The sequence below is a fragment of the Brevibacterium sp. CFH 10365 genome, from assembly GCF_009299785.1.
Lineage (GTDB): Bacteria > Actinomycetota > Actinomycetes > Actinomycetales > Brevibacteriaceae > Brevibacterium > Brevibacterium limosum.
On sequence record NZ_VIGO01000009.1, the window covers coordinates 131,812 to 153,970 of the forward strand.

General features: G+C 66.6%; 21 protein-coding genes. 3 read left to right on the forward strand and 18 right to left on the reverse strand.

Annotated features, from left to right (window positions below; translation table 11 throughout):
- The 3 genes from FHG09_RS17200 to FHG09_RS17210 are packed head-to-tail and all read left to right on the forward strand — an operon-like array spanning position 1 to position 2,581.
- The gene (locus tag FHG09_RS17200; protein ID WP_227492835.1) at positions 1 to 1,107 is read left to right on the forward strand and encodes a branched-chain amino acid ABC transporter permease; all 1,107 of its coding nucleotides are present in this window, start codon (positions 1 to 3) and stop codon (positions 1,105 to 1,107) included.
- Positions 1,104 to 1,877, forward strand: coding sequence for an ABC transporter ATP-binding protein (locus FHG09_RS17205; protein WP_152348864.1), 774 nt, complete (start codon positions 1,104 to 1,106; stop codon positions 1,875 to 1,877). Before FHG09_RS17200 ends, FHG09_RS17205 begins: the two co-directional genes overlap by 4 nt.
- Positions 1,877 to 2,581: an ABC transporter ATP-binding protein gene (locus tag FHG09_RS17210; RefSeq protein WP_152348865.1), complete on the forward strand. Its 705-nt coding sequence runs from the start codon at positions 1,877 to 1,879 to the stop codon at positions 2,579 to 2,581. Before FHG09_RS17205 ends, FHG09_RS17210 begins: the two co-directional genes overlap by 1 nt.
- Positions 2,582 to 2,714: 133 nt before the next feature.
- Here FHG09_RS17210 and FHG09_RS17215 read toward each other — a convergent pair whose 3' ends face one another.
- From FHG09_RS17215 to steA, 18 genes are all read right to left on the reverse strand, one after another.
- Positions 2,715 to 3,341, reverse strand: coding sequence for an L-threonylcarbamoyladenylate synthase (locus FHG09_RS17215; protein WP_152348866.1), 627 nt, complete (start codon positions 3,339 to 3,341; stop codon positions 2,715 to 2,717).
- A gap of 79 nt (positions 3,342 to 3,420) precedes the next feature.
- Complete coding sequence (locus FHG09_RS17220; protein WP_227492836.1) at positions 3,421 to 4,758, reverse strand: AI-2E family transporter; 1,338 nt, start codon at positions 4,756 to 4,758, stop codon at positions 3,421 to 3,423.
- Positions 4,759 to 6,270 (reverse strand): ribosome biogenesis GTPase Der, encoded by a 1,512-nt coding sequence (gene der / locus FHG09_RS17225; RefSeq protein WP_152348867.1) that lies wholly within the window; start codon positions 6,268 to 6,270, stop codon positions 4,759 to 4,761.
- Positions 6,267 to 6,926 carry a (d)CMP kinase gene (gene cmk, locus FHG09_RS17230; RefSeq protein WP_152348868.1) on the reverse strand — a complete coding sequence of 220 codons (660 nt, stop codon included), beginning with the start codon at positions 6,924 to 6,926 and terminating at the stop codon, positions 6,267 to 6,269. Before cmk ends, der begins: the two co-directional genes overlap by 4 nt.
- Positions 6,923 to 8,071: a prephenate dehydrogenase gene (locus FHG09_RS17235; protein WP_152348869.1), complete on the reverse strand. Its 1,149-nt coding sequence runs from the start codon at positions 8,069 to 8,071 to the stop codon at positions 6,923 to 6,925. The genes cmk and FHG09_RS17235 overlap by 4 nt, the downstream gene beginning before the upstream one ends.
- The gene (locus FHG09_RS17240; protein ID WP_152348870.1) at positions 8,068 to 8,928 is read right to left on the reverse strand and encodes a pseudouridine synthase; all 861 of its coding nucleotides are present in this window, start codon (positions 8,926 to 8,928) and stop codon (positions 8,068 to 8,070) included. Before FHG09_RS17240 ends, FHG09_RS17235 begins: the two co-directional genes overlap by 4 nt.
- A 17-nt stretch (positions 8,929 to 8,945) precedes the next feature.
- Positions 8,946 to 9,599, reverse strand: coding sequence for an SMC-Scp complex subunit ScpB (gene scpB, locus FHG09_RS17245; protein WP_152348871.1), 654 nt, complete (start codon positions 9,597 to 9,599; stop codon positions 8,946 to 8,948).
- Entirely contained in the window at positions 9,596 to 10,387 is a 792-nt protein-coding gene (locus FHG09_RS17250; RefSeq protein WP_227492837.1) for a segregation and condensation protein A, read from the reverse strand. The genes scpB and FHG09_RS17250 overlap by 4 nt, the downstream gene beginning before the upstream one ends.
- 95 nt (positions 10,388 to 10,482) lie before the next feature.
- The gene (locus tag FHG09_RS17255) at positions 10,483 to 11,349 is read right to left on the reverse strand and encodes a ParA family protein (protein ID WP_152348872.1); all 867 of its coding nucleotides are present in this window, start codon (positions 11,347 to 11,349) and stop codon (positions 10,483 to 10,485) included.
- Positions 11,350 to 11,387: 38 nt separating this feature from the next.
- A complete protein-coding gene (gene xerD, locus FHG09_RS17260; protein WP_152348873.1) occupies positions 11,388 to 12,335 on the reverse strand; it encodes a site-specific tyrosine recombinase XerD in 948 nt (315 codons plus the stop codon).
- Positions 12,336 to 12,341: 6 nt separating this feature from the next.
- Positions 12,342 to 13,064, reverse strand: coding sequence for an NUDIX domain-containing protein (locus FHG09_RS17265; RefSeq protein WP_152348874.1), 723 nt, complete (start codon positions 13,062 to 13,064; stop codon positions 12,342 to 12,344).
- Between the two features lie 89 nt (positions 13,065 to 13,153).
- A complete protein-coding gene (locus tag FHG09_RS17270) occupies positions 13,154 to 14,809 on the reverse strand; it encodes a CTP synthase (RefSeq protein WP_193627427.1) in 1,656 nt (551 codons plus the stop codon).
- Positions 14,810 to 14,835: 26 nt separating this feature from the next.
- Complete coding sequence (locus tag FHG09_RS17275; RefSeq protein WP_152348876.1) at positions 14,836 to 15,972, reverse strand: glycosyltransferase; 1,137 nt, start codon at positions 15,970 to 15,972, stop codon at positions 14,836 to 14,838.
- 33 nt (positions 15,973 to 16,005) lie between these two features.
- Entirely contained in the window at positions 16,006 to 17,214 is a 1,209-nt protein-coding gene (locus tag FHG09_RS17280; protein ID WP_152348877.1) for a glycosyltransferase family 4 protein, read from the reverse strand.
- Entirely contained in the window at positions 17,211 to 19,043 is a 1,833-nt protein-coding gene (murJ, locus tag FHG09_RS17285; protein ID WP_152348878.1) for a murein biosynthesis integral membrane protein MurJ, read from the reverse strand. The genes FHG09_RS17280 and murJ overlap by 4 nt, the downstream gene beginning before the upstream one ends.
- On the reverse strand, positions 19,040 to 19,906 hold the full coding sequence (locus FHG09_RS17290) for a hypothetical protein (protein ID WP_152348879.1): 867 nt from the start codon (positions 19,904 to 19,906) through the stop codon (positions 19,040 to 19,042). The genes murJ and FHG09_RS17290 overlap by 4 nt, the downstream gene beginning before the upstream one ends.
- Positions 19,903 to 20,895, reverse strand: a complete 993-nt coding sequence (locus tag FHG09_RS17295) for a copper transporter (RefSeq protein ID WP_152348880.1) — start codon at positions 20,893 to 20,895, stop codon at positions 19,903 to 19,905. Before FHG09_RS17295 ends, FHG09_RS17290 begins: the two co-directional genes overlap by 4 nt.
- A complete protein-coding gene (steA, locus tag FHG09_RS17300) occupies positions 20,888 to 22,126 on the reverse strand; it encodes a putative cytokinetic ring protein SteA (protein WP_152348881.1) in 1,239 nt (412 codons plus the stop codon). The genes FHG09_RS17295 and steA overlap by 8 nt, the downstream gene beginning before the upstream one ends.
- Positions 22,127 to 22,159 lie beyond the last annotated feature (33 nt).

Below are 22,159 nucleotides of genomic sequence, written 5' to 3' on the forward strand. Positions count from 1 at the left end.
ATGAAGAATCCTCGAATCATCGGCACCATCGCCGTCATCATCCTGCTCGGCCTGACACCATTGGCGTTTGCGCAGGAGAACTACACGATGCGAGTGATCACCGTCGGCATGTGTGCGGCGATCGCTGTCTACGGTCTCAATATCATCCTCGGCTTCACGGGACAGCTGAACCTGGCCCAAGGCGGATTCTTCGGCATCGGCGCCTATGGGGTGGGACTGCTCACCACCGATTACGATTGGACGTTCTGGGCCGCCTTCGTCGTGTCCGTCATCGGAACCGCGGTGATCGGCTACCTCTGCGGGCTGCTTGCGCTGCGGACCAAGGATGAGTACTTCGCCATCTTCACGATGGCCATCGGCTTCATCATCTTCCTCGTCATCAGCCGCTGGGAGTCCGTCACCCACGCACATTCCGGAGTCAACAATGTGAAGTTCCCCGAAGGCGGAGGACTCGTCGACTTCGAGTCTCCGGTTGCGATGTTCTACCTCGTCTTCGCCGTCCTGCTCGTCTGCGTCTACACGACTTATGCGATTCGCCGCTCCAGCGTGGGCCGCACATTGCTGACCATCAGGACGAGTGAGGATCTGGCGGATGCGATCGGTGTGCGCGTCGGCTTCAGCAAACAGCTCGCGTTCGCCGCATCGGCCGTCTTCGGAGGTATCGGCGGAGGCCTCTATGCCACTGTGGTCGGCTTCATCGGACCCGATTCGGCATCGATCGACAAGACCTTCGAGTTCCTCATGTTCATTCTCGTCGGAGGAATGGGCACGGTCGCCGGCCCCCTGCTCGGCAGCATGATCGTGACGTTCCTGTTCGAACTGTTCCAGGACTTCCAGGCCTATCGATTCATCGTGCTGGGCCCGATCATCGTCGCCCTCGTGATCTTCGCACCGCGGGGAATCATCGGCTACCTCGGCGGGTTCGTCGACAGACGCAATCGACGACGCAGGGTGGAAGAGGCTCGCGGAGCCGAAGAAGATCCTGATTCGGCAGACTCTTCGAACTCCGACGGGTCAGACGACCGCCCCGAACGGAACGTCGCAGGCGGGGCTGAGTCGAATGCCGGCCGGTCCGGAGGCACCACCTCTTCCGAGGAGACGAAATGACTTTGCTTGAAATACGCGGCCTCGGTAAGCGCTTCGGCGGACTCGATGCGGTCAAGGACGTGAGCCTGGACGTCGAGGAGGGTCGGATCACCGCGGTGATCGGCCCCAACGGAGCAGGAAAGTCAACCCTGTTCAACCTTGTCCACGGCTTCTATCGACCCACGGCAGGGACCATCAGTTTCAAGGGTGAGGACATCACTCATTCCTCCCCGCACAATACGGTCGCCGACGGCATTGCACGGACATTCCAGACAACGAACCTGTTCGATGACAGCACCCTGTTGGAGAACGTCTTGGCCGGTCGGATCGTCCGTTCGAAGTCCAATGTCTTCGACGCCGTCTTCCACACGCCTCGCCACCGACGAGAATCACGCATCAACGAGGACAGGGCTATGGAAGCTCTTGAGTTCTGCGGGGTCGCGGAGTATCGGCACGATCTGGCGTCCAATGTTCCCCAAGAGGTGCAGAAGCGCACCGCAGTGGCAATGGCGCTGGCCACCGAGCCCGAGCTGCTGCTGCTCGATGAACCCGCCGGCGGCATCCCCGAAGAGGAGACGGTCGATTTCGGCAATCTCATCCGTTCGCTGCCGCAGCGAGGGATCTCAGTCCTCCTCGTCGAACACAAGATGACGATGATCATGGACCTCGCAGATACGATCCTCGTCCTCGACCACGGGCAGAAGCTGGCGCTCGGTGCGCCGGCGGAGATCCAGTCGAATCCGGACGTCATCCGCGCGTACCTCGGTTCGACAGCACAGGAGGAGAACTGATGCTCACGCTCGACAACGTCAGCACCGGATACGATGCCGCCGATGTGCTCCATGGCGTGAGCATCACTGCTCGACCCGGCGAGCTCACCGTCATCCTCGGAGCGAACGGATCCGGCAAGACCACTCTGTTCAAGACCATCAGCGGACTGATGCGTGTACGGGCCGGGTCCATCGCCTACGAGGGACGACAGCTCCATCGAGCCCGCCCCAACGCGATCGTCAAGGCCGGTATCGCGCACTGCCCCGAAGGTCGCCATCTGTTCGGCAAGATGTCGGTGGAGAAGAACCTGCGTCTGGGGTCCTACCCTCACCGGAACGGTTCTCGAACCGAAGAGATCTATGCTGAGGTCCTCGACCTGTTTCCGATCCTCAAGGAGAAGGCGAAGCAGCCAGCAGGCTCCCTGTCCGGAGGACAGCAGCAGATGGTCGCGGTCGGTCGAGCGCTGATGTCGGATCCGAGCCTGCTGATCCTGGATGAGCCGTCGATGGGTTTGGCTCCCATCGTCGTCGAGCAGGTCCTCGAATCGGTCGCCCAGATCAACCGCAACGGGATCGGAGTCCTGCTCAGTGAGCAGAACGCGAAGGCATCATTGGCGATCGCCCACCGAGGCTACGTCCTCGCTGAGGGGCGGGTCGTCCTCGCCGATGATGCCTCACGGCTGCTCGACAACCCGGACGTTCAGGCCGCCTACCTCGGCCTCTGAGGAACACGTACGTCTCTTCCGCTCAGGGAGGCAGGAAGGTCGTCAGGGAGGCAGGAAGGTCGCAACGAAATCTCGCCGAGGCGGCAGGGCCACCTCGGCGAGATTTCCTTGATCTGAGCCGTCGTCAGCTGACTCACTCGTCGACGAACCGGGAGACATCCCCGGCTCCGACACGGGCCACCTCGGGGAATCTGCCGGTGAAGTCGATGACCGAGGTCGGCACGACTCCGGGAACACCGGACTCGATGACGATGTCGAGGTCATGGCCGAGCTGGTCCATGACATCCTCGGCGTGGGTCAGCGGATCCTCATCGCCGGGCAGCAGCAGCGTCGAGGACAGAATCGGCTCCCCCATCGCCTCGACGAGGGCGAGTGCCGTGACGTTCTGCGGAATCCGCGCACCGACCGAATGCTTCTTCGGGTGCATCATCCGGCGCGGAACTTCCTTCGTCGCCTTCATGATGAACGTGTACGGTCCCGGCGTCATCGACTTGATGGCACGGAAATCGGAATTGCCGACGATGACGAACTGGCCCAGTTGGGCGAAGTCGTGGCACATCAGCGTGAAATGGTGCTTCGAGCCGAGGTGCCGGATGCGGGTGATCCGCTCGATGCCTTCCTTGTTGTCCAAGGCGCAGCCGAGGGCATAGCAGGAATCCGTCGGATAGGCGATGAGGCCACCGCTCCTGAGGGACTCAGCGGCCTTGTCGATCAGTCGGTCCTGCGGGTTCTCCGGATGGATATTCAGTAGTGTCGCCATACTTCATGCTAACCACTCAGCGTTCACAGTGCGAGGGGTTGACGGACAGCCGCTCGTCCGACCGAGACCGGGAACTTCCTCAGACCGCGGCAGCGGGCTTCTTCAGTCCTTTGACCAGTTCGGCCCGGCCGGTGTCCGGATCCGATGCGAGGAGGATATTCACCCACCTGGCCTTCGGGTCTGCGTCGACCAGGAGTGCCTTGATCAGCAGGGTCGCCGGCAGTGCCAGGAGGGCGCCGAGCCAGCCGAGGATCCACACCCAGAACAGCAGCGACAGGAACGACACCAGCGGGGTGACGCCGACGGATTCGCCCGTGAACTTCGGCTGGATGATCGCTTGGATGACGAAGTTGAGCACGCTGTAGGCGATGACCACCCACAGGGCCGACTGCCACCCGCTGTCGACCAGCGCCAGCAGCGCCGGCGGGACGAGGCCGATGACGAAGCCGATGTTCGGGATGTAGTTCGTCAGGAAAGCGAGCACGCCCCACACCCAGATGAGGGGAACGTCGATGATCGCCAAGGCGATGACGTCGAGGAATGCGACGATGAGGCCGAAGATCGTGGCCACCACCCAGTAGCGGCGGACACCGCCGGCGAAGTCGCCGATCGACGCCGACAGCGAGGGCTTCACGTCGAGCAGCATCCCCATCCGCCTGTCGATGCCCATCGAATCCATCGCCACGAAGAACACCGCCATGATCACCGTGGTCAGCAGCCCGGCGACCGAGGACACGTTCGTCAGCAGCGGGTAGATCGCGTCGAGGACGGAGCGGACGTCGAAAGCTGAGAGCTGCTGCTGGATCACCGAGGAGGTCACTCCGATGTCCGACAGCAGCGCCAAGGCATTCTGGTACGTGTTGACGAGTTCGTTGCTGTAGCTGGGGATGAGGATGACGAGTTCGGCCACCGACCATGCGGTGAGTCCGAAGAACGCGAAGATCATGCACAGCACGAGCACGACCGAGATGCACGCCCCGATCGCCCTCGGCACCTTGATCCGGGTGAGCATCCGCTGCACCGGGTAGACGACGATATAGAAGTTCAGTGCGAGGAACACCGGAGCCACGATGTCCTGGAGCCCGCGGAAGAACATCAGCGCGTAGGCCAAACCCGCCAGGGTCACTGCGATCATCAGCGCCCGTGCCGGTGGGCGCGCATGCCAGGGCCGTGCTCCGTCGACCGCGTCCGATTCCTCACCGGATGCGGAGCTGGATTCCCCTGTCGCCGAGGCGGCCCCGCCGTCCCGCGCCCCCTTGGAGGTAGCAGAACCGGAATACTCCCTCGCAGAGTCCGGTCCGGACTCCGTCACCGCTTCTGAGGACGGCGCAGACGCGGTCGGGCGCGCGGCATCGCCGGCTCTGCCGCCGGCACCGTCAGCGGCGCCCGAGCTCGTCGTCTGCTCGTCCTCGTTCATTCAGCGTCCCCGACGCTTCTCGCGGATGCGCATCGACACTTCGATGGGCGTGCCCTTGAAGCCGAACGTCTCACGCAGACGACGGGTGATGAACCGCCGATAGCCGGGATCGAGGAAGCCGGTGGTGAAGAGCACGAACTTCGGCGGACGCGACTGAGCCTGAGTGCCGAAGAGGATACGCGGCTGCTTGCCGCCGCGCACCGGGTGCGGGTTGGCCGCGACGAGTTCGCCGAGGAACGCGTTGAGCCGTCCCGTCGGAACGCGGGTGTCCCAGCCTTCGAGAGCGGTTTCCATCGCCGGTACGAGCTTCTCGGCGTGACGTCCGGTCTTCGCCGAGATGTTCACGCGCGGCGCCCACGCCACATGGCCGAGGTCCCGCTCGATCTCCCGCTCCAGATAGAAGCGACGTTCATCATCGAGCAGATCCCACTTGTTGAACGCCAGCACCACGGCACGACCCGCCTCGACGGCGGTCGTGACGATGCGGACGTCCTGCTCGCTCAGCGGATCCTGGACCTCCATGAGGACGAGGGCCACCTCGGCGCGTTCGAGCGCGGTCTGCGTGCGCAGCGCGGCATAGAAATCGGCGCCGCTGGCCTGATGGGCGCGACGGCGGATACCGGCGGTGTCGACGAAGCGCCACTGCTTGCCACCGAGCTCGATGAGCTCGTCGACGGGGTCACGGGTGGTGCCGGCGACATTGTCCACGAGCACACGGTCGCTGCCGATGAGCTGGTTGAGCAGGGAGGACTTGCCGACGTTCGGGCGACCGACGAGGGCCACCCGACGAGGCCCGCCCTCTTCGACGCGGGTGTCGACGGCCGAGACCTCGGGCAGGATCGTGAGCACTTCGTCGAGCAGGTCGGCGACTCCCCGACCGTGCAGGGCCGACACCGTCCAGGGCTGGCCGAGCCCCAGGCCCCAGAGTTCGGCGGCCATGAGCTCGCCGCGCTCGTCGTCGACCTTGTTCGCGGCGAGGAGGACCGGCTTCTTCTTCCGGCGCAGCATCTTCACGACCATCTCATCGGTCGAGGTGGGACCGGTCGTGGCGTCGACGACGAGGAGGACGGCGTCGGCCATGTCCACGGCGATCTCGGACTGGATCGCGATGCGCGAGGCCATGCCCTTCGAGTCCTGATCCCACCCGCCGGTGTCGACGAGGGTGAATTCCTTCGTGTTCCATTCCGCCCGGTAGCTCACCCGGTCGCGGGTGACTCCCGGAACGTCCTCGACGACGGCTTCGCGGCGGCCGAGGATGCGGTTGACCAGCGTCGACTTGCCGACGTTGGGGCGACCGACGACGGCCAGCACCGGTGCGGCGCCGAGGGCTTCGTCGTCGTCTTCGTCGAAGCCGTAGGCGCGCAGCAGCGCACGGTCCTCGTCTTCGAGCTCATAGCTTTCGAGTCCGGCCTCGAGTGCGGTCGCCCGCTGCTCGGCCTCGTCGTCGCTGATGCTCTCGACACGGTCGGCGAGGTCGTCGTCGGGTGTCTCGTGGAATTCGGATTCGCTCATTGTGAGTCCTTCACCAGCTGCAGCACCATCTCGACCACCTGGTCGAAGTCGATGTCGCTGGTATCGAGTGTGTACACTCCGTCGGCGGCCTCGAGGAAGCTCGTCGTGGCGGAGTCCTTGGCGTCACGGCCCGTGACGAGGTCTTGGGTGGCGGCGATCGCCTCGGCGTCGGCATTGCCGTGCACTTCCTTGGCCCGGCGGGCCACACGGACCTCATCGCGGGCGGTCATGAGGAGGCGCACATCGGCGTCGGGGGCCACCACGGTCGTGATGTCCCGGCCTTCGACGACGATGCCCTCGGGGGCGGCGGCGATATAGGCCCGCTGCATCTCGATGAGCTCCTCGCGGGCGTCGATGACGCCGGAGACCGTCTGCACATTCGACGAGACGTCCTCACCGCGAATGTCCTCGGTGACGTCGATGTCGTCGACGGAGACGAAGAATTCGTCGGGGCTCAGCGAGATCTCCAGATCCGCACCGCGCACCTGTTCGAGCACGTCGACGGGGTCGGTGACCCCGCGGTTGAGGCACAGCCACGCCATCGCCCGGTACATCGCCCCTGTGTCGAGGTACTGGTAACCCAGCCGACGCGCCACCTCCTTGGCGGTGCTCGACTTGCCCACTCCGGACGGTCCGTCAATGGCTACGACGCTCATGCAGTTCCTTCTCTCTCGATGGCAGATTCGGGGATCTGCCACCCCTTCGACAGCAATCCGATCTCCAGCTCCTGCTGGATGGCCGGGACCACGGACACGTCGACCATGCCCAGTTTCCGACCGGAGGCGTGATCCATCCTGAAGTCTTCGACGTTGACGCCGAGGTCGCCGATGTCCTTGAATAGCCGGGCCAGCATTCCGGGGGTATCCGGAACCAAGATCGTGACAACAGCATAGGTGGTCGGCGGCTGCCCGTGCTTGCCGGGAATCCGGTCGTGGCCCTCGTTGCCCAGGGCGATCGCCTTCGCGAGCAGCCCGGTCGACCCGGGCCCGAGTTCGAGGGCGCCGATGACCTCGTCGAGTTCGGTGCGCAGATCGATGAGCACGGACCGGACCTCCTCGGCGTTGCCGGTCAGGATCTGCGTCCACAGGCCCGGGTCCGAGGCGGCGATGCGGGTGACATCGCGCAGTCCCTGCCCGGCCAGCGAGATCTCCTCCAAGGGCGCATGCCGCAGCTGGGAGGCCACCAGGGAGGACACGATCTGCGGCACATGCGAGACCTTCGCGACCGCCGCATCGTGGATGCGGGGGTCGAGGTGGAGCACCGAGGCGCCCGTGTCCTCGGCCATGGCGATGACCTCGCCGAGGCGGTCGGCGGGTGTGTCCTCATCCGAGCAGATCACCCAGGGCCGGGCCGTGAAGAGGTCCGACTGGGCGGCGATCGCTCCGGACTTCTCACGTCCGGCCATCGGATGGCAGCCGATGTAGCGATCGAGCTGAGCGCCGGTGACCAGTTCGCGCACCGCTTCGAGCAGGCGGGTCTTGACGCTGGCGACGTCCGTGACCGTGGCGTTCGGGTAGTCCTCGAGTGCCGCGGCGATGACCCGGGCGGCCACATCGGGCGGGGTCGCGACGACGACGATGTCCGGGTGTGCGGGCACCGACGCATCGTCGGGGGCATTGGTCGGGCCGGCCTCCTCGGCAAAGGCATCGGTCGGGTTGACGACCTGACCGGCACCGAGGTCCGCGGCGAGCTGCTGCGCGGTCGGCGAGGTGTCTTCGAGGGTCACCTGATGGCCCTGTGCGCTCAGCGCCAAACCCAGGCTGGCACCGAGCAGGCCGGTGCCGATGATGTGGACTCTCACAGACCGACGGCCTCGAACAGTGCGCCGACCTCATCGGAGCGCAGCGGGCGGATCTTGCCCTGCTTCTGCTCGTCGAGGACGATGGGTCCGAACTTCAGCCGCACGAGGCGCTCCACCGGGTGGCCGATCTCGGCGAGCAGGCGGCGCACGATGCGGTTGCGGCCGGAGTGGAGGGTGAGTTCGACGACGGACTTGCCCGGAGTCGAGTCGACGAGTCTGAAGTCATCGACCTTGACGAATCCGTCTTCGAGGTCGATTCCGGCCTTGAGGATGGCTCCGGCGTCCTTCGCCAGCTGGCCCTTGACCTTCGCGAGGTAGGTCTTCGGGATCTCGTAGCGCGGGTGGGCCAGGCGGTTGCTCAGCTCCCCGTCGTTGGTGAGCAGGATGATGCCTTCGGTCTCGGTGTCGAGGCGGCCGATGTGGAAGAGGCGCTCGTTGTTGTTGCGCACGTAGTCGGCCAGGCAGGGCCGGCCTTCGGGATCGCTCATGGTCGACACGACCCCCGCGGGCTTGTTGAGCACGAGGTAGACCTTCTTGGTCTGTGTCGAAATTCTCACTGTGTCCACATACACGGACTGCGTTTCGGGGTCGATCCGGGTGCCCAGCTCGGTCACGATCCTGCCGTCGACCTCGACTCGACCGTCGACGATGAGCTGCTCACAGGCACGACGTGATCCCAGGCCCGCCTCGGCGAGCACCTTCTGCAACCGCACACCCCCGCTGACGTGGGCGTCCGATGTCTGACCGGCACCCGAACCGCCCTTGTCGGAGGCCTGCTCGGCCGTCGCTGCGCGCTGTTTTCGGCTGGGTCGGTTCTGGCGCCCGCCGGGGGCGCGGTGATCACGGTAGGGACTCATACATCCATTCTCTCAAATCAATCACCGACTCGTGACATCTCGGCGGCCGAATCGGAATCGTCGTCGAGATCGTCTTCGAGGGCGCCGTCGATTTCGGCGAGCACCTCGGTGTCTTGCGCGCCGAGTTCGGCGACGTCGGCGTCTTCGGGCAGGTAGGGGGCGATATCGGGCAGATCGTCGATCGCGTTCATGCCCATCGTGTCGAGGAACGCACGCGTGGTGGCGTAGAGCAGCGCCGAGGTGGATGCCTCCTTGCCGGCTTCGACGATGAGTCCGCGCAGCAGCAGGGTGCGGATGACGCCGTCGACGCTGACCCCGCGGATGGCGGCGATGCGGGGACGGGAGATCGGCTGCCGGTAGGCGATGACCGCCAGAGTCTCGAGTGCGGCTTGGGAGAGCTTCGCGCTCTGCCCGGCGGTGAGGAAGTCCTTGACGACTTCGTGGTAGTCGCCGCGGGAGAAGATGCGGAAGCCTCCGGCGACGTGGCGGATCTCGAACCCGCGCTGTCGCCGGTTCTCATCCCCGTCGTAGTCGGCCTTGAGCGTCTGGACGGCTTCGAGGACCGTGTCCTCGTCGAGGCCGAGAGAACTCGCGAGGTCGTCGGCGCTGACGGCCGAATCGGTGATCATCAGCACGGCTTCGATACCGGCGAGGACCTCGTCGTCGATCATGATCGCACTCCCCCGTCGTCTTCGTCGGCGCTCCAGGCGCCTTCGGTGCGCAGGTCGACCCCGTCCTCGTTCATCTCCGTGCGGTGGATGAGCAGCCGGCCCAGGGGTTCGGGCTGGTCGAAGTCGCAGAGTCCGACCTTGAACAGTTCGAGCAGGGCGAGGAATCTCGCCACGACCACCAAGGTGTTGTCTGCCGTTTCGAGCAGATCCTGGAAGTCGACATCACCGGCGCGCAGCAGGGACAGGATGTGCCCGCGCTGTTCGGACACGCTGACCAGCGGCAAGTGGATGTGGTCGACGGCCACGCTCGGCGGAGTGTGGTCGCGCTGCAGCACCGTGGCGAAGATTCCGGCCAGCTCACCTGGGCCGATGTTGAGCTCCAACGGCGGCAGCACGTCCTGGAAATCGGCTTCGAGTCCGACATCGCGTGGGGCGCGGATCGACCCGGCGGCCATCGCCTCGGCGAGGTATCCGGACACGGATTTGTACGCCTTGTACTGCAGCAGTCGGGCGAAGAGGAGGTCGCGGGCCTCGAGCAGTTCGAGGTCGAGGACCTCCTCACCGTCTTCGTGCGGCAGCAGTCGCGCGGTCTTGAGGTCGAGCAGGGTCGCGGCGACGAGGAGGAACTGGGAGATCTCGGCGAGGTTCGCCTGATCCTTGAGTTCGGTGGTGTAGGCGATGAACTCATCGGTCACCTCGGCCAGGGCGATCTCCGTGACGTCGAGGCGGCGTTTCGAGATCAGACCCAGCAGCAGATCGAAGGGGCCGGTGAAGTTCTCCAACCGCACCTGAAAACCCTGCGCGGCGTCATCCGCGGATGCTTCGCCAGAAACGGCCTCTCCTGAAACGAGTGCCGCTTCCTCCTCGTGGACTACGGAGTCGCTCAGGGTGCGCCTCCGCGGGCGATGAGCTCCCGGGCCAGTCGACGGTAGGCTTCGGAGCCGGCGTGTTTGGGTGCGAAGCTCGTGATCGGTTCGGCCGCCACAGAGGCATCGGGGAACTTCACGGTGCGGTTGATGACCGTCTCGAAGACCTTGTCGCCGAAGGCCTCGGTCACCCGCGACATGACTTCCTTCGAATGCAGGGTCCGCGAGTCGAACATCGTGGCGAGGATTCCGTCGACTTCGAGTGAGGGGTTGAGCCGGTCCTGGACCTTCTCGATCGTCTCCACCAGCAGGGCGACGCCGCGCAGTGCGAAGAACTCCGTCTCGAGCGGGATGACGACACCGTGGGCGGCGGTCAGCGCGTTGACAGTAAGCAGTCCCAGCGAGGGCTGGCAGTCGATGAGGATGACATCGTATTCGTCGGCGACCTTCGACAGGGCACGGGCGAGGACCTGCTCGCGGGCGACCTCGCCGACGAGCTGGACTTCGGCCGCGGAGAGGTCGATGTTCGCCGGCAGGATGTCGATGTTGTCGAAGTCCGTTTCGACGATGACCTCGTGCGGGTCGAGTCGCGGGTTCATCAGCAGGTTGTAGATGCTGATGTCGAGCTCATAGGGGTTGAGTCCGAGTCCGACGGACAGTGCGCCCTGCGGGTCGAAGTCGACGAGCAGCATCTTGCGGCCGTAGGCGGCCAGGGCCGCTCCGAGGTTGATAGACGAGGTCGTCTTCCCGACCCCGCCCTTCTGATTGACCATCGCGATGATGCGGGCGGGCCCATGCGAATCCAGGGGTGCCGGCTCTGGATATTCCTGGGGCTCGCTTGCGGTCCGCTGCTGGGGGATATCCAACGCCTCTTGCGTATTCATCACTCGGATGGCCACCTTTCGTTGCTCTACGTCCAACCCTACCGCGCCCGAGGGTGCGAGGTCGCGTACACTTCCCGCAGTGTCGCCTCACTGACCTTCGTATAGATCTGCGTCGTCGTCACCGAGGCATGCCCGAGCAGCTCCTGCACGACGCGGATGTCCGCCCCTCCTTCGAGCAGATGCGTGGCGAAGGAGTGCCGGAACGTGTGCGGGGAGACCTCTGCGTCGATCGTCGCCGCCTGACCGGCGTCCTTGACGATCTGCCACGCCGAGACCCGGGAGAGTCGGGTCCCGCGGACATTGAGGAACAGCGCACCTGCGGACGAGGATTTCGCCTTCGCCGCCATCGCCGGCCGCACTCGGGCCACCCACGCCCCCAAGGCTCGGGCCGCGTGGGATCCGAAGGGCACGATCCGCTCCTTCCCGCCCTTGCCGTAGAGCCGGACGAGCCCGGAGTCGAGGTCGAGGTCATCGAGGTCGATCCCCACGGCTTCGGAGATGCGCGCCCCCGTGGCGTAGAGGAGTTCGAGGAGGGCCGCGGCCCGGATCTGCACCGGCTCCTGACCGTCCGTGGTCGCGATCATCGCTTCGATGTCATCGAGCGCGAGGGCCTTGGGCAGGCGCAGCCCCTCCTGCGGTGGGCTGACCTCGGAGGCGGGGTCTGTGGACGCGAGGTTCTCCCCCAGCGCGAAGGTGTGGAATCGGCGCACCGCGACGAGTGCGCGGGCCCGGCTCCGCGGCGCCAGTCCCGAATCGAGCAGGTGGAGGCCAAAGCCCTCCACCTTCTGTCGATCGACCTCGCCGAGGCGGCTCACCCCTTCATCGCTCAGCCACGTTCCGTACCGGGCGAGGTCACGGGCGTAGGCGTCGATGGAGTTCATCGACAGTCCCCGCTCGAACCGCAGGGAGGCGAGATAGGACTCGAAGGTGCGCCGCAGGTCCCCGGGCAGGTCCTCCGGGAGCAGTTCGGCGCCGTGCCGAGCCACAGGAGATCAGTCCTCGCCCGTTCCGGTCGTCCCACGCGTCCCGGTCGTCTCGACCGTCGCCCCGCGGCCGAATTCGGGACGGCCGTCAACAAGTCGGCGGGGCGCATCGACCGGGCGCAGCTCCACCAGCGCTCCCGCCGCTTCGGCGCGCAGCACCCAGTCGACCTGGAAGATCGCGAGCTGGGCGATCGCGTTGGTGATCCGTCCATCGGCCACGGCCTCGAGTGCTTCGTCGACGTCGACCCAGGCGAAGCGGAATCCCGCCTCTTCCTCACCGCGTTCGTGACGGTCGGCCTCGGGGACGAAGGAGAGCCCGCGGGCCAGGTAGAGACGCATCGTCTCGGAGCTGCCGCCCGGGGTCAGGCAGGAGTCGCTGAGGAGTTCCCACTGTGCGGCCGTGAGGTCGGCCTCTTCGACGAGTTCCCGCTTCGCCGCATCGAGCGGGTCCTCTCCGGGAATATCGAGCAGACCGGCCGGAACCTCCCACAGGCGGGCCCGGACGGGGTGCCGGTACTGCTGGGCCAGCAGGATCCGCTGCCGGTCGTCGACGACGGCGACGCCGACGGCACCGGTGTGCGCCATGAGATCGCGGACGAGCCCGGACGCCTCGGGCAGGTCGAAGGTCTCCTTGCGGATGTCCCACACTGCGCCTTCGTAGACGACTTCGGACGAGGAGATCGGCGGGGTCACCGGTTCGTCCTGCAGGACCTCATCGTGTGCAGAGCTCATGGACTGCCTTCCTGATCATCGACGGTGGTGGAACGGCGAATGCCGCCGGCGCTCACGCCGACGGCATTCACTGTGAGGATGGACAACGGTCACTGACGTTCGAGTGCCGCGGCGACGAGACCGGCGAACAGCGGATGCGGTGAGGTCGGACGCGACTTCAGCTCGGGGTGCGCCTGAGTCGAGACGTAGAACGGGTGCGTAGGCAGTTCGACGAACTCCACGAGCTCACCGTTGGGTGAGGTACCGGAGAACTCGAGCCCCGCCTCGACGAGCTGGTCGCGGTAGGTGTTGTTGACCTCGTAGCGGTGACGGTGACGTTCGCTGATCGTCGTCGCCCCGTACACGCCGGCCACGACGCTGCCTTCGGTGAGCTTCGCCTCGTAGGTGCCCAGGCGCATGGTGCCGCCCAGGTCGCCTTCGCCTTCGACGATCGAGAGCTGCTCGGCCATGGTCGCGACGACCGGAGCCGTGGTCTCGGGGTCGAATTCGGACGACGAGGCCGCCTCGATGCCGGCGACGTTGCGTGCGTATTCGATGACCATGCACTGCAGACCCAGGCACAGGCCCAGGGTCGGAATGCCGTTGGTGCGGGTGTATTCGAGGGCTCCGAGCTTGCCTTCGATGCCGCGGATGCCGAAGCCGCCGGGCACGCAGACCGCGTCGAGACCGTCCAGTGCCGCCGCGGCCCCGGCCTCGGTGGAGCAGTCATCGGACTGGATCCACTTGATCCTGACCTTCGCGTCGTTGGCGAAACCGCCGTGGCGCAGCGCCTCGGTGACGGAGAGGTAGGCGTCGGGCAGGTCGATGTACTTGCCGACGATGCCGATCGTGACGTCCCGGGACGGGTTGTGCACGCGTTCGAGCACCCAGTCCCACTTCGTCCAGTCGACGTCGCGGAAGGGCAGGTTGAGGTTGCGGATGACGAACACGTCGAGGCCGCCGTCGTGGAGGACCTTCGGGATGTCGTAGATGCTCGGGGCGTCGACGCAGGACACGACCGCTTCGGTCTCGACGTCGCAGGCGCCGGCGATCTTCGCGCGGATCGAGTCCGGCAGCTCGCGGTCGGAGCGCAGCACGATGGCATCGGGCTGGATGCCGATGGAGCGCAGAGTCGCCACGGAGTGCTGGGTCGGCTTCGTCTTCAGCTCGCCGGAGGGCCCGAGGTAGGGCACGAGGGAGACGTGGATGAAGAACACGTTGTCCCGGCCGATGTCGTGGCGGACCTGGCGGGCCGCTTCGAGGAAGGGCTGGGATTCGATATCGCCGACGGTGCCGCCGATCTCGGTGATGATGACATCGGGGCGGTCCGCCTCGGGGCGTTCGGCCTGGGCGCGCATCCGCGCCTTGATCTCATCGGTGATGTGCGGGATGACCTGGACGGTGTCGCCGAGGTACGCGCCGCGGCGTTCCTTCGCGATGACCGAGGAGTAGATCTGCCCGGTGGTCACGTTCGCGGCACCGTCGAGGCTGTTGTCGAGGAAGCGCTCGTAGTGGCCGATGTCGAGGTCGGTCTCGGCACCGTCCTCGGTGACGAAGACTTCACCGTGCTGGAAGGGATTCATGGTGCCGGGATCCACGTTGAGATAGGGATCCAGCTTCTGCATGGCCACGGTGAGGCCGCGCTGAGTGAGCAGATGGCCGAGGCTCGATGCCGTCAGACCCTTGCCCAACGAGGAGGCGACGCCTCCCGTGACGAAGATGTGCTTTGCCGTATGTGTGCCGCCAGGGCCAGTTCGATTCACCACGGGATTTGATTCTATCAAAGTCCGGCTCACGAGTCCGAGACGGCGTCGACCTCGGCGTACAGATCGAGCAGCGTTTCGGAGATCGCCGCTCCGTTGCTCACGTCGATGACCCGCTTCTTCGCTGCCACAGCGGAGGTTCCGCGTCCGGCCGGGTCGTCGAGAAGATGATTGATCTCACGCAGCAGCGCGTCCGTGTCATCGGCGGGAACGGCCTTCGCGGCCTCTCCCCAGATGCCGGCGCGGCGTTCGCTGCCGATGAAGACGGCCGGCTTCGACAGCTGCATGAGGTCTTCGTGGGACAGTCCCGTCATGGTTTCGCTGGCGATGACGACGTCGGCGGCGGCTGCCACATCGACGAGGTCGCCGGCGGGGGCGACGAGGACCCCGCGGTCGGCGAATTCGCGGGCGATCGTCGAGCGGTCCTTGCCGGTGCCGGTGAGGACGAAGACGACGTTGCGGTCGCGGCGTCGGCCGTTGATCTGGTCGGCGGCGTCGAGCACCGTCGCCAGGGCCGTGTGGTCGCGCAGGGCGATGGGGCTGGCGACCATCCAGGTGCCTTGCGCGACGCCGAGTTCGCTGCGGACCTCGGCCCGCGGTGTGCGCACCGTGAGGTCGACGTCGATGTCCGGGTGGACGAGTTCGGCACGTTCGACGACGGGGATGCGGCCGCCATAGTAGTCGACGACGGGTTCGGTGGTGCCGAGGACCGCGGTGGCGGTGCGGCCGACGATCTCGGCTCCGGTCTTCTCGATGACGTTCGCGGAGTCGAAGGATTCGATGGTGGCGACGAGCTTCGGGTGCAGGCGGGCGGGCAGGCCGGTGAAGGCCAGACCGGCGAGCGTCGCGGCGTGCAGTCCGTGCGCGTGGACGATGTCCACATGCTGGTAGTACTTGTGAAGAGTGAAGGCGGTGTTCGGGTCGGCCATCGAGAAGCGTCTGCGTGCCGCGAGTTCGATCTCACGGAATTCGCCGGCCAGTTCCTCGGGAACGCCGAAGGTGCCCAGCAGTGACCGGTGCGCGGCGACGGCGACCTTGAAGCCGGCCCGGAGGTGACCGAGCACGGCGAGCTTCGCCACTTCGACGACGGGACCGGTGGTATCGGCGAGCACGTGCAGAATCCTCGTGTCTGCGCTCAGTGGGTTGACCTCGCCGGATTCGCTCATTTCCTCATCCTCTTCTTTCGTTCGACGCTGGTTCTAGCCTACCTGGGCAGACACGAGTTCCGTGTAAAGACCTGCGAGTTCTTCAGCGACTTCCCTCTCATCGGGAAGCTTCGCTCCGCGCGCCCTGGCTTCGGCTCCGAGTGCGGCGCGGCGGGCGGGATCGACGGCGAGTTCGGCCACGGCCGCGGCGAAGGCGGCGTCGTCGTCATCGTCGATGAGGATCCCGGCGTCGCCGACGAGTTCGGCGCTGCCGCCGGTGGCGGTGGCCACGATCGCCTTGCCGGAGATGAGTGCCTCCTGGAGGACCAGCGCGCGGGCCTCCCACACGCTGGTGAGCGCGTAGATGTCCGCGGCGGCCGCGAGTTCGGCGATGTCGTCGCGCGGTCCGAGGAAATGCAGGGCCGGAATCGCCGAGGCGGCTGCGGCGTCGGCGTATCGGGCGCGGACGTCGGCGAGCACCTCCTCATCGGCGGCTCCGGCGATGAGGACGACGATGTCGTCCTGTCGATTCCCCTCGCCGAGGCGGGCCGGCGAAGCGCTGCCAGGTGGGTTGGTCGCCTTGTCGGGCAGATCGTCGCCGAGGCGGACGAGCCCGCGCACGAGCATCGGGTAGTTCTTCTGCTTGGCCACGCGGCCGACGGCGAGGACGATGAGTGCGCCGGGATCGAAGTCGAACTCCTCGGCCAGAGTCGCGCGGGTGGCGGCGGCCGCCTCAGCGGACACGGGGGTCACCTCGGGCGCGGCAGCCGGGAGGAATCGGGCGGTCCGGGCGCCGAGTCCGCGGGCACGGTCGACGAGGTCCGTGCTGGCCCCGAGGACGAGGTCGGCCCCGCGGGCGAGCATCGTCTCGACACGGGTTTCGACCTTGCCGCGCAGTCCCTGCCCGCTGGCTCGGTTGTGGAGGCTGAGGACGAATTTCGGTCGCGTCTTGACTGTGCGCAGGGTCAGGTGGGTGATGAGCCCGGCCCGGAAGCCGTGGGCGTGGACGATCTGCGGAGCGAAGCTGCGCAGCAGTATGCGCTGCCGACGGATGAGGGCGGCGTCGGAGGCCCCGATTCCGGTGCCGAGCTCGAGGACGCCGAACCGGACTCCGGGCAGCAGCGAGAAGCCGAAGTGTTCGTCGGTGGCGGCAGGGCCGATGACGCCGATCTCATGGCCGGCGGCGGTCAGCTCGCGGGCCAGTGCCCGCACATGGGTGCCGACTCCCCCGGTCGAGGTGCCGATGACGAAGACGATCCTCATGAGTCTCCCTCTCTGTCGGTGTCTCTGGGTCCGTGGTCTCTGTTGTGCGTGCCGGTGGTGCTGTCGGTGCTGTCGGCGTCGGCGGGTCTGCTGTCGAGGCCGGCGGGGTCGGCGGTGGTGATGCCTGCTGCAGCCGAATTCGCTTCGGCTGCGTGCACGGTCGTCTCGTCGTTGACGCCGGCCCGGTTGCGGTCGGCGAGCAGGCCGCGGATTTCGCCGAGGAACCCACGGTCGATGACGAGCACGATGAGTCCGAAGACGACGCAGCCGAGGAGGGCTGCGACGATTCCGGCGATGACGGCGGAGCTCGCGGAGTTGTCGAGGAGTCCACCGAACCACTGCGAGGTCACTACTCCGGCTGTGCCTGCGACGACGGCAGCCCCGAGCGCGAGCAGCGACCGACGCCCGACGAGCGCGAGTCCGGTGGGGCCGAGGACACGGCGCATGTTCACGAGCAGGAACACTCCGGCGACGGTCATGCCCAGCACATAGCCGCTGCAGATGCAGACGAGGGTCAGTCCAGGATTGCCGTTCGCACCCGTGATGAGGATAGCTCCGATCATGCCGACGATGACGAGGATCCACCCCGTCGTCGTGGCTGCCGCCGAATGGCGGGAGCGTTCGAGTGCGTAGAAGACGCGGGTGCCCCACGCGACGAAGGACCATCCGGGCACGGCCAGGGCCATGACCATGATCGCTGTGGCCATGGAGTCGAAGGGTGCGGCGGATTCGCTTTCGGCGTCGATGGCGATGAAGAAGGTCTGCAGGGGGCCTGCGGCCGAGAGCAGGATGACCGCGCCGAGTCCGCCGATGGCGATGATGAGCGCCGTCGTCGTCGAGGTCACCGCCCGCATCCGCACACCGGCTTCCGCACGTCTGTGCTCTGTCGCCTCGGGGTCGGTGGATCGTCCCACCCAGGTTGAGAGCGTCGGGAAGACCACGGTCGCCACGGTCACGGCGAGCACAGCGTAGGGCAGGAGGTAGACGGCATTGATATAGCTGAACAGCACGAGCGTGCCGTCCCCACCCGAGTGGTTTGCCAGGCTCAGGGTTGCGAGCACCGCAGCCTGCTGGGCGAGCAGGGCCGACATTCCGGCACCGGCCAGGCGCAGCGCACGGTGGGCGACCCCGGGAGGGAACGAGAAGGTGGGGCGCAGCTTCAGTCCGGTCGTGGCCATCGGCAGGGCGAGCGGCAGTGCGAGGGCTGCGACGCCGACGGTGGTGCCCCAGCCGAGCCAGCCGAGGTGAGTCTGCCAGGTATCGTCGCTGCCGCCGACGGAACTGTAGGCGATATAGCTGCCGATGACGACGAGGCTGGAGAGCAGCGGGGCGAACGCCGGCCACAGGAACTTCCGGTGGGCCTGCAGCACTCCGGTGAGCACGGCGCCGATTCCGTAGAGGACGAGCTGCGGTGAGAACATGAGCAGCAGCTCCACGGTCGCCTGCACACCCGCGTCGCTGGTCTTCGTGTCGACGAGGATCCTCGCGATCTGCGGGGCGAACACGGCCAGGAGGATCGACAGGGGCAAGGTGACGCTGATCGCCCAGGTCAGCAGGCCGGAGGCGATGCGTCCGGCGGTCTCCCGATCTGCTCTGGCCAGGGGGACGGCGAGCAGCGGGATGACCGCTCCGGCCAGGGCCCCGCCGGCGACGACCTCGAAGAGGATGTTCGGGACCTGGTTCGCGCTCTGGTAGGCGGTGCCGACGGTGCCGGCGCCGACGGTGGCCGAGAACACCAGCCAGCGCAAGAAGCCGACCAGTCGGGTCAGCAGGGTGATGATCGATACGAGCAGCGCCGTGGAGGCGAGGACTCGAACGAGCTTGTTCACACGCCCTCGCGGCCGAACGAATCGATCTCCCGCAGTCCCGGGGTCGATTCGATGACGGAGGTGAAGGACACCTTCTCGCTGGCCAGGGTCAGTCCGGCGAGGACAGCGAGGATGAGGCGTCGCTGTGCCGGTGTGGCGGTTTCGGCGAGGATCACGCCGATCGCCGCTCCCAGGGCATTGGCCCCGGTGTCGCCGAGCATCGCATCACCGGTCAGGTCGTCGGGCCAGGCGGCGGCCGTGGCTCCGGCGATCGCTCCGGCAGGCACCCAGGACACGCGGCGGTCGTGGTCGGTGAACGCCAGGGTCAGTGCTCCGGCCTTGAGCGCCCGGCCGGGCCGCAGGTCGAGGAGGTTGAACAGGTTCGCCGATCCTGCGATCACTCCCCCGGTGACGATGACATCGGCAGCGGCCGCGTACCAGGGCCGGTCGTCCTTCTGGCTGAAGCCGAAGACCCCGGTCGGGCGGGTTCGGCCGCGCAGGATCGCGGCGGCCGCGATCGAGGCGAGCGGGATGCCGGCGACCTTGATCGTCCCGGTCGTGATCTCCCCGCGGGCCAGGGCGGACAGGTGCCCGCGCAATCCTTTGGAGGTTCCGGATTCGCAGAAGTCGTCGACGGCGCCGAGGCCGCCAGCCGCGGCCGTGGCCAGCAGGCTCGCCGTCCGCTGGCGGGGGTCTTCGATGAACAGGCCGCCGGCCAGCAGTCCCGCGGCGACAGCGGGGCCTTCGGCGAGCGAGACGTCGTGTCCGGCGTGGTTGGTGCGCACCACTGCCTCATGAGTGCGCAGCCGCGATCTGAGCACGGCCTTCGTCGCGGTGAAGCCGGCGAGTCCGGCGACGGCGGTGCTGACGATGGAGCGGATCATTGCGGATCCTCCTTCTTCGACTCGTCGGACGACTTCTCTTCGGTCTTGGCCGGCAGGATGCCTTCGGCGTCCTCGGCGAATCCGAAGTGCCCGTGTCTTCCGGCTTCCCCGGCGGACAGTGCGCGCACGGTGATGACGGGACCGGCGCCGAGGCCGAGGCCGTCGACGGTGCTGGCGCGGGATTTCTCCGTCCGCAGCACGTTGACGAGTCCGTTCTGTGCCGATCCGGCGTCGCCGGCGACGACCACCGAGGTGGCTTCGGCGGTGAGTGCGGTGATGAAGTCGGTGATGAGGGTGCGGGTGCCCTTGTCGTCGGTGGCCTGCGGGCTGGGCTGAGTGTCCTCGGCCAGGGTCGAGTTCTCATCGTCGATGACGATGAACAGCGAGGTCGTCTTGTGGTCGGTGTCGGTGCGCAGACGGTCGGCTTCGACGAAGGCGTCGTAGAGTTTCGCCGCCTGCTTCTCCGCGTCGGTCTGGTCCTCTTCGTCCTCGAGCATCGAGGCGTCACCGGTCAGGGCGATGACGAGGGCGGCGCGAATCGCGGTCGAGTCGTCCTTCGGCAGGTTCGGCACGAGGGTGCGCAGCTGCTTGAGGAACTGGGCGGAATCGGCGAGGCTGAGCGTGTTCGGCACGAACGAGACGTCGCCGGCGATGGTGCCGTCGGCTTCCTTGACCCGGTTGCTGACCTCTTCGACCTGTTCGGAGTCCGCTTCGGGACCGGCGATGATGCTCACCTCCTGCCCGTCGAGGGTGCCGCCGATGAGTTCCGGGGCAGCGGCGGTGACGAATTCGTTCTGCTTGTCGATATTGCCTTTGGCCGCGTCGAGGTCCGACCGCAGATTGTCACGGTCCGAGCGCAGGGCATCGACCTGGCTCTGCAGGGACTCCCCGATCGGTTCCTTCAGCGGCCCCGCACCGAGGACGATGCCGACGGCGAGGGCGAGGAACACCGAGACGAGGGAGACGAGGTGGTAGCGGAAGTCAATCACGAGTCAGTCCTTGGATGGGGCCGGCGGAGACAGCCGATGCTGCGGGGTCGCCGCCGAACAGGGAGCCGATCCAGCCGAAGAGGCCGTCGAGTTGGGCGCCGATGAGGCCGAGGAAGGTCTGTCCGGCCGAGGTCGCCGTCATCGCCACCCCGAGGGCGACGAGCCCGGCGATGATGAGCACGGCCAGCTGCAGGCTGGAGATGCGCTGCCGGTAGAGCAGGGACACGCCCTTGGCGTCGATGAGCTTCGAGCCCACGCGCAGGCGGGTGATGAAGGTCGAGGCCATGCCCTTGCGCCCCTTGTCGAGGAACTCCATGACGGTGTCGTGGGTGCCGACGGCGACGATGAGTTCGGCGCCCTTGTCGTCGGCGAGTAGCATGGCGATGTCTTCGCTGGTGCCCGAGGCCGCGAAGGCCACACATTCGACGCCGAGGCCTTCGACTCGTTCGGTGCCCGGGGCGGTGCCGTCGCGGTAAGCGTGGACGACGATCTCGGCTCCCGAGGTCAGGGCGGTGTCGGACACGGAATCCATGTCCCCGACGATCATGTCGGGTCGGTAGCCGGCCTCGATGATGGCGTCGGCTCCGCCGTCGACGCCGATGAGCAGCGGTCGGTATTCGCGGATATAGGAGGCCAGAATCGCCAGGTCCTCCTTGTAGTGGTATCCGCGGACGACGATGAGCACATGCCGGTCGGTGAACGTCGTCTTCACCTCGGGCACGACGAGTTCGGCCGAGAGCAGGTCGGAGTCCTTGCGGATGTACTCGATCGTGTTGTCGATGAAGTCCACGAGCACGGAGTTCATTCCGGCTTCGGCGGCGTGCATGTCCTCGGCGATCGACTCGGCCGTCTGCAGGACCCCCGTGGCCACCTCGGTGTCACCCGAGTACACGGTGGCGCCCTCGATGGAGATCTCGGCGTTCTCGTCGACCGCGTCGAAGATCTCCGCTCCGGCGGCGTCGATGAGGGGGATGCCGGCGTCGACGATGATGCTCGGGCCGAGGTTCGGGTAGCGACCGGAGATCGATTTGTCGGCGTTGATCACCGCGGCCGGCCGGCAGGCGACGAGGGCCTCGGCGGAGATGCGGTCGATGTCGGAGTGTTTGATGATGGCGATGTCGCCCGCTTGGAGGCGTTTCGTCAGATTCTTTGTGCGTCGGTCCAGGCGGGCAGGGGCGGGACCGGACCGAGTCGGTGCGGTGAGGTTCTCGCGGTGTCTACGCACTTTCATGGTCCGCCCATTCTCTCATGTGCCGCCGATGAC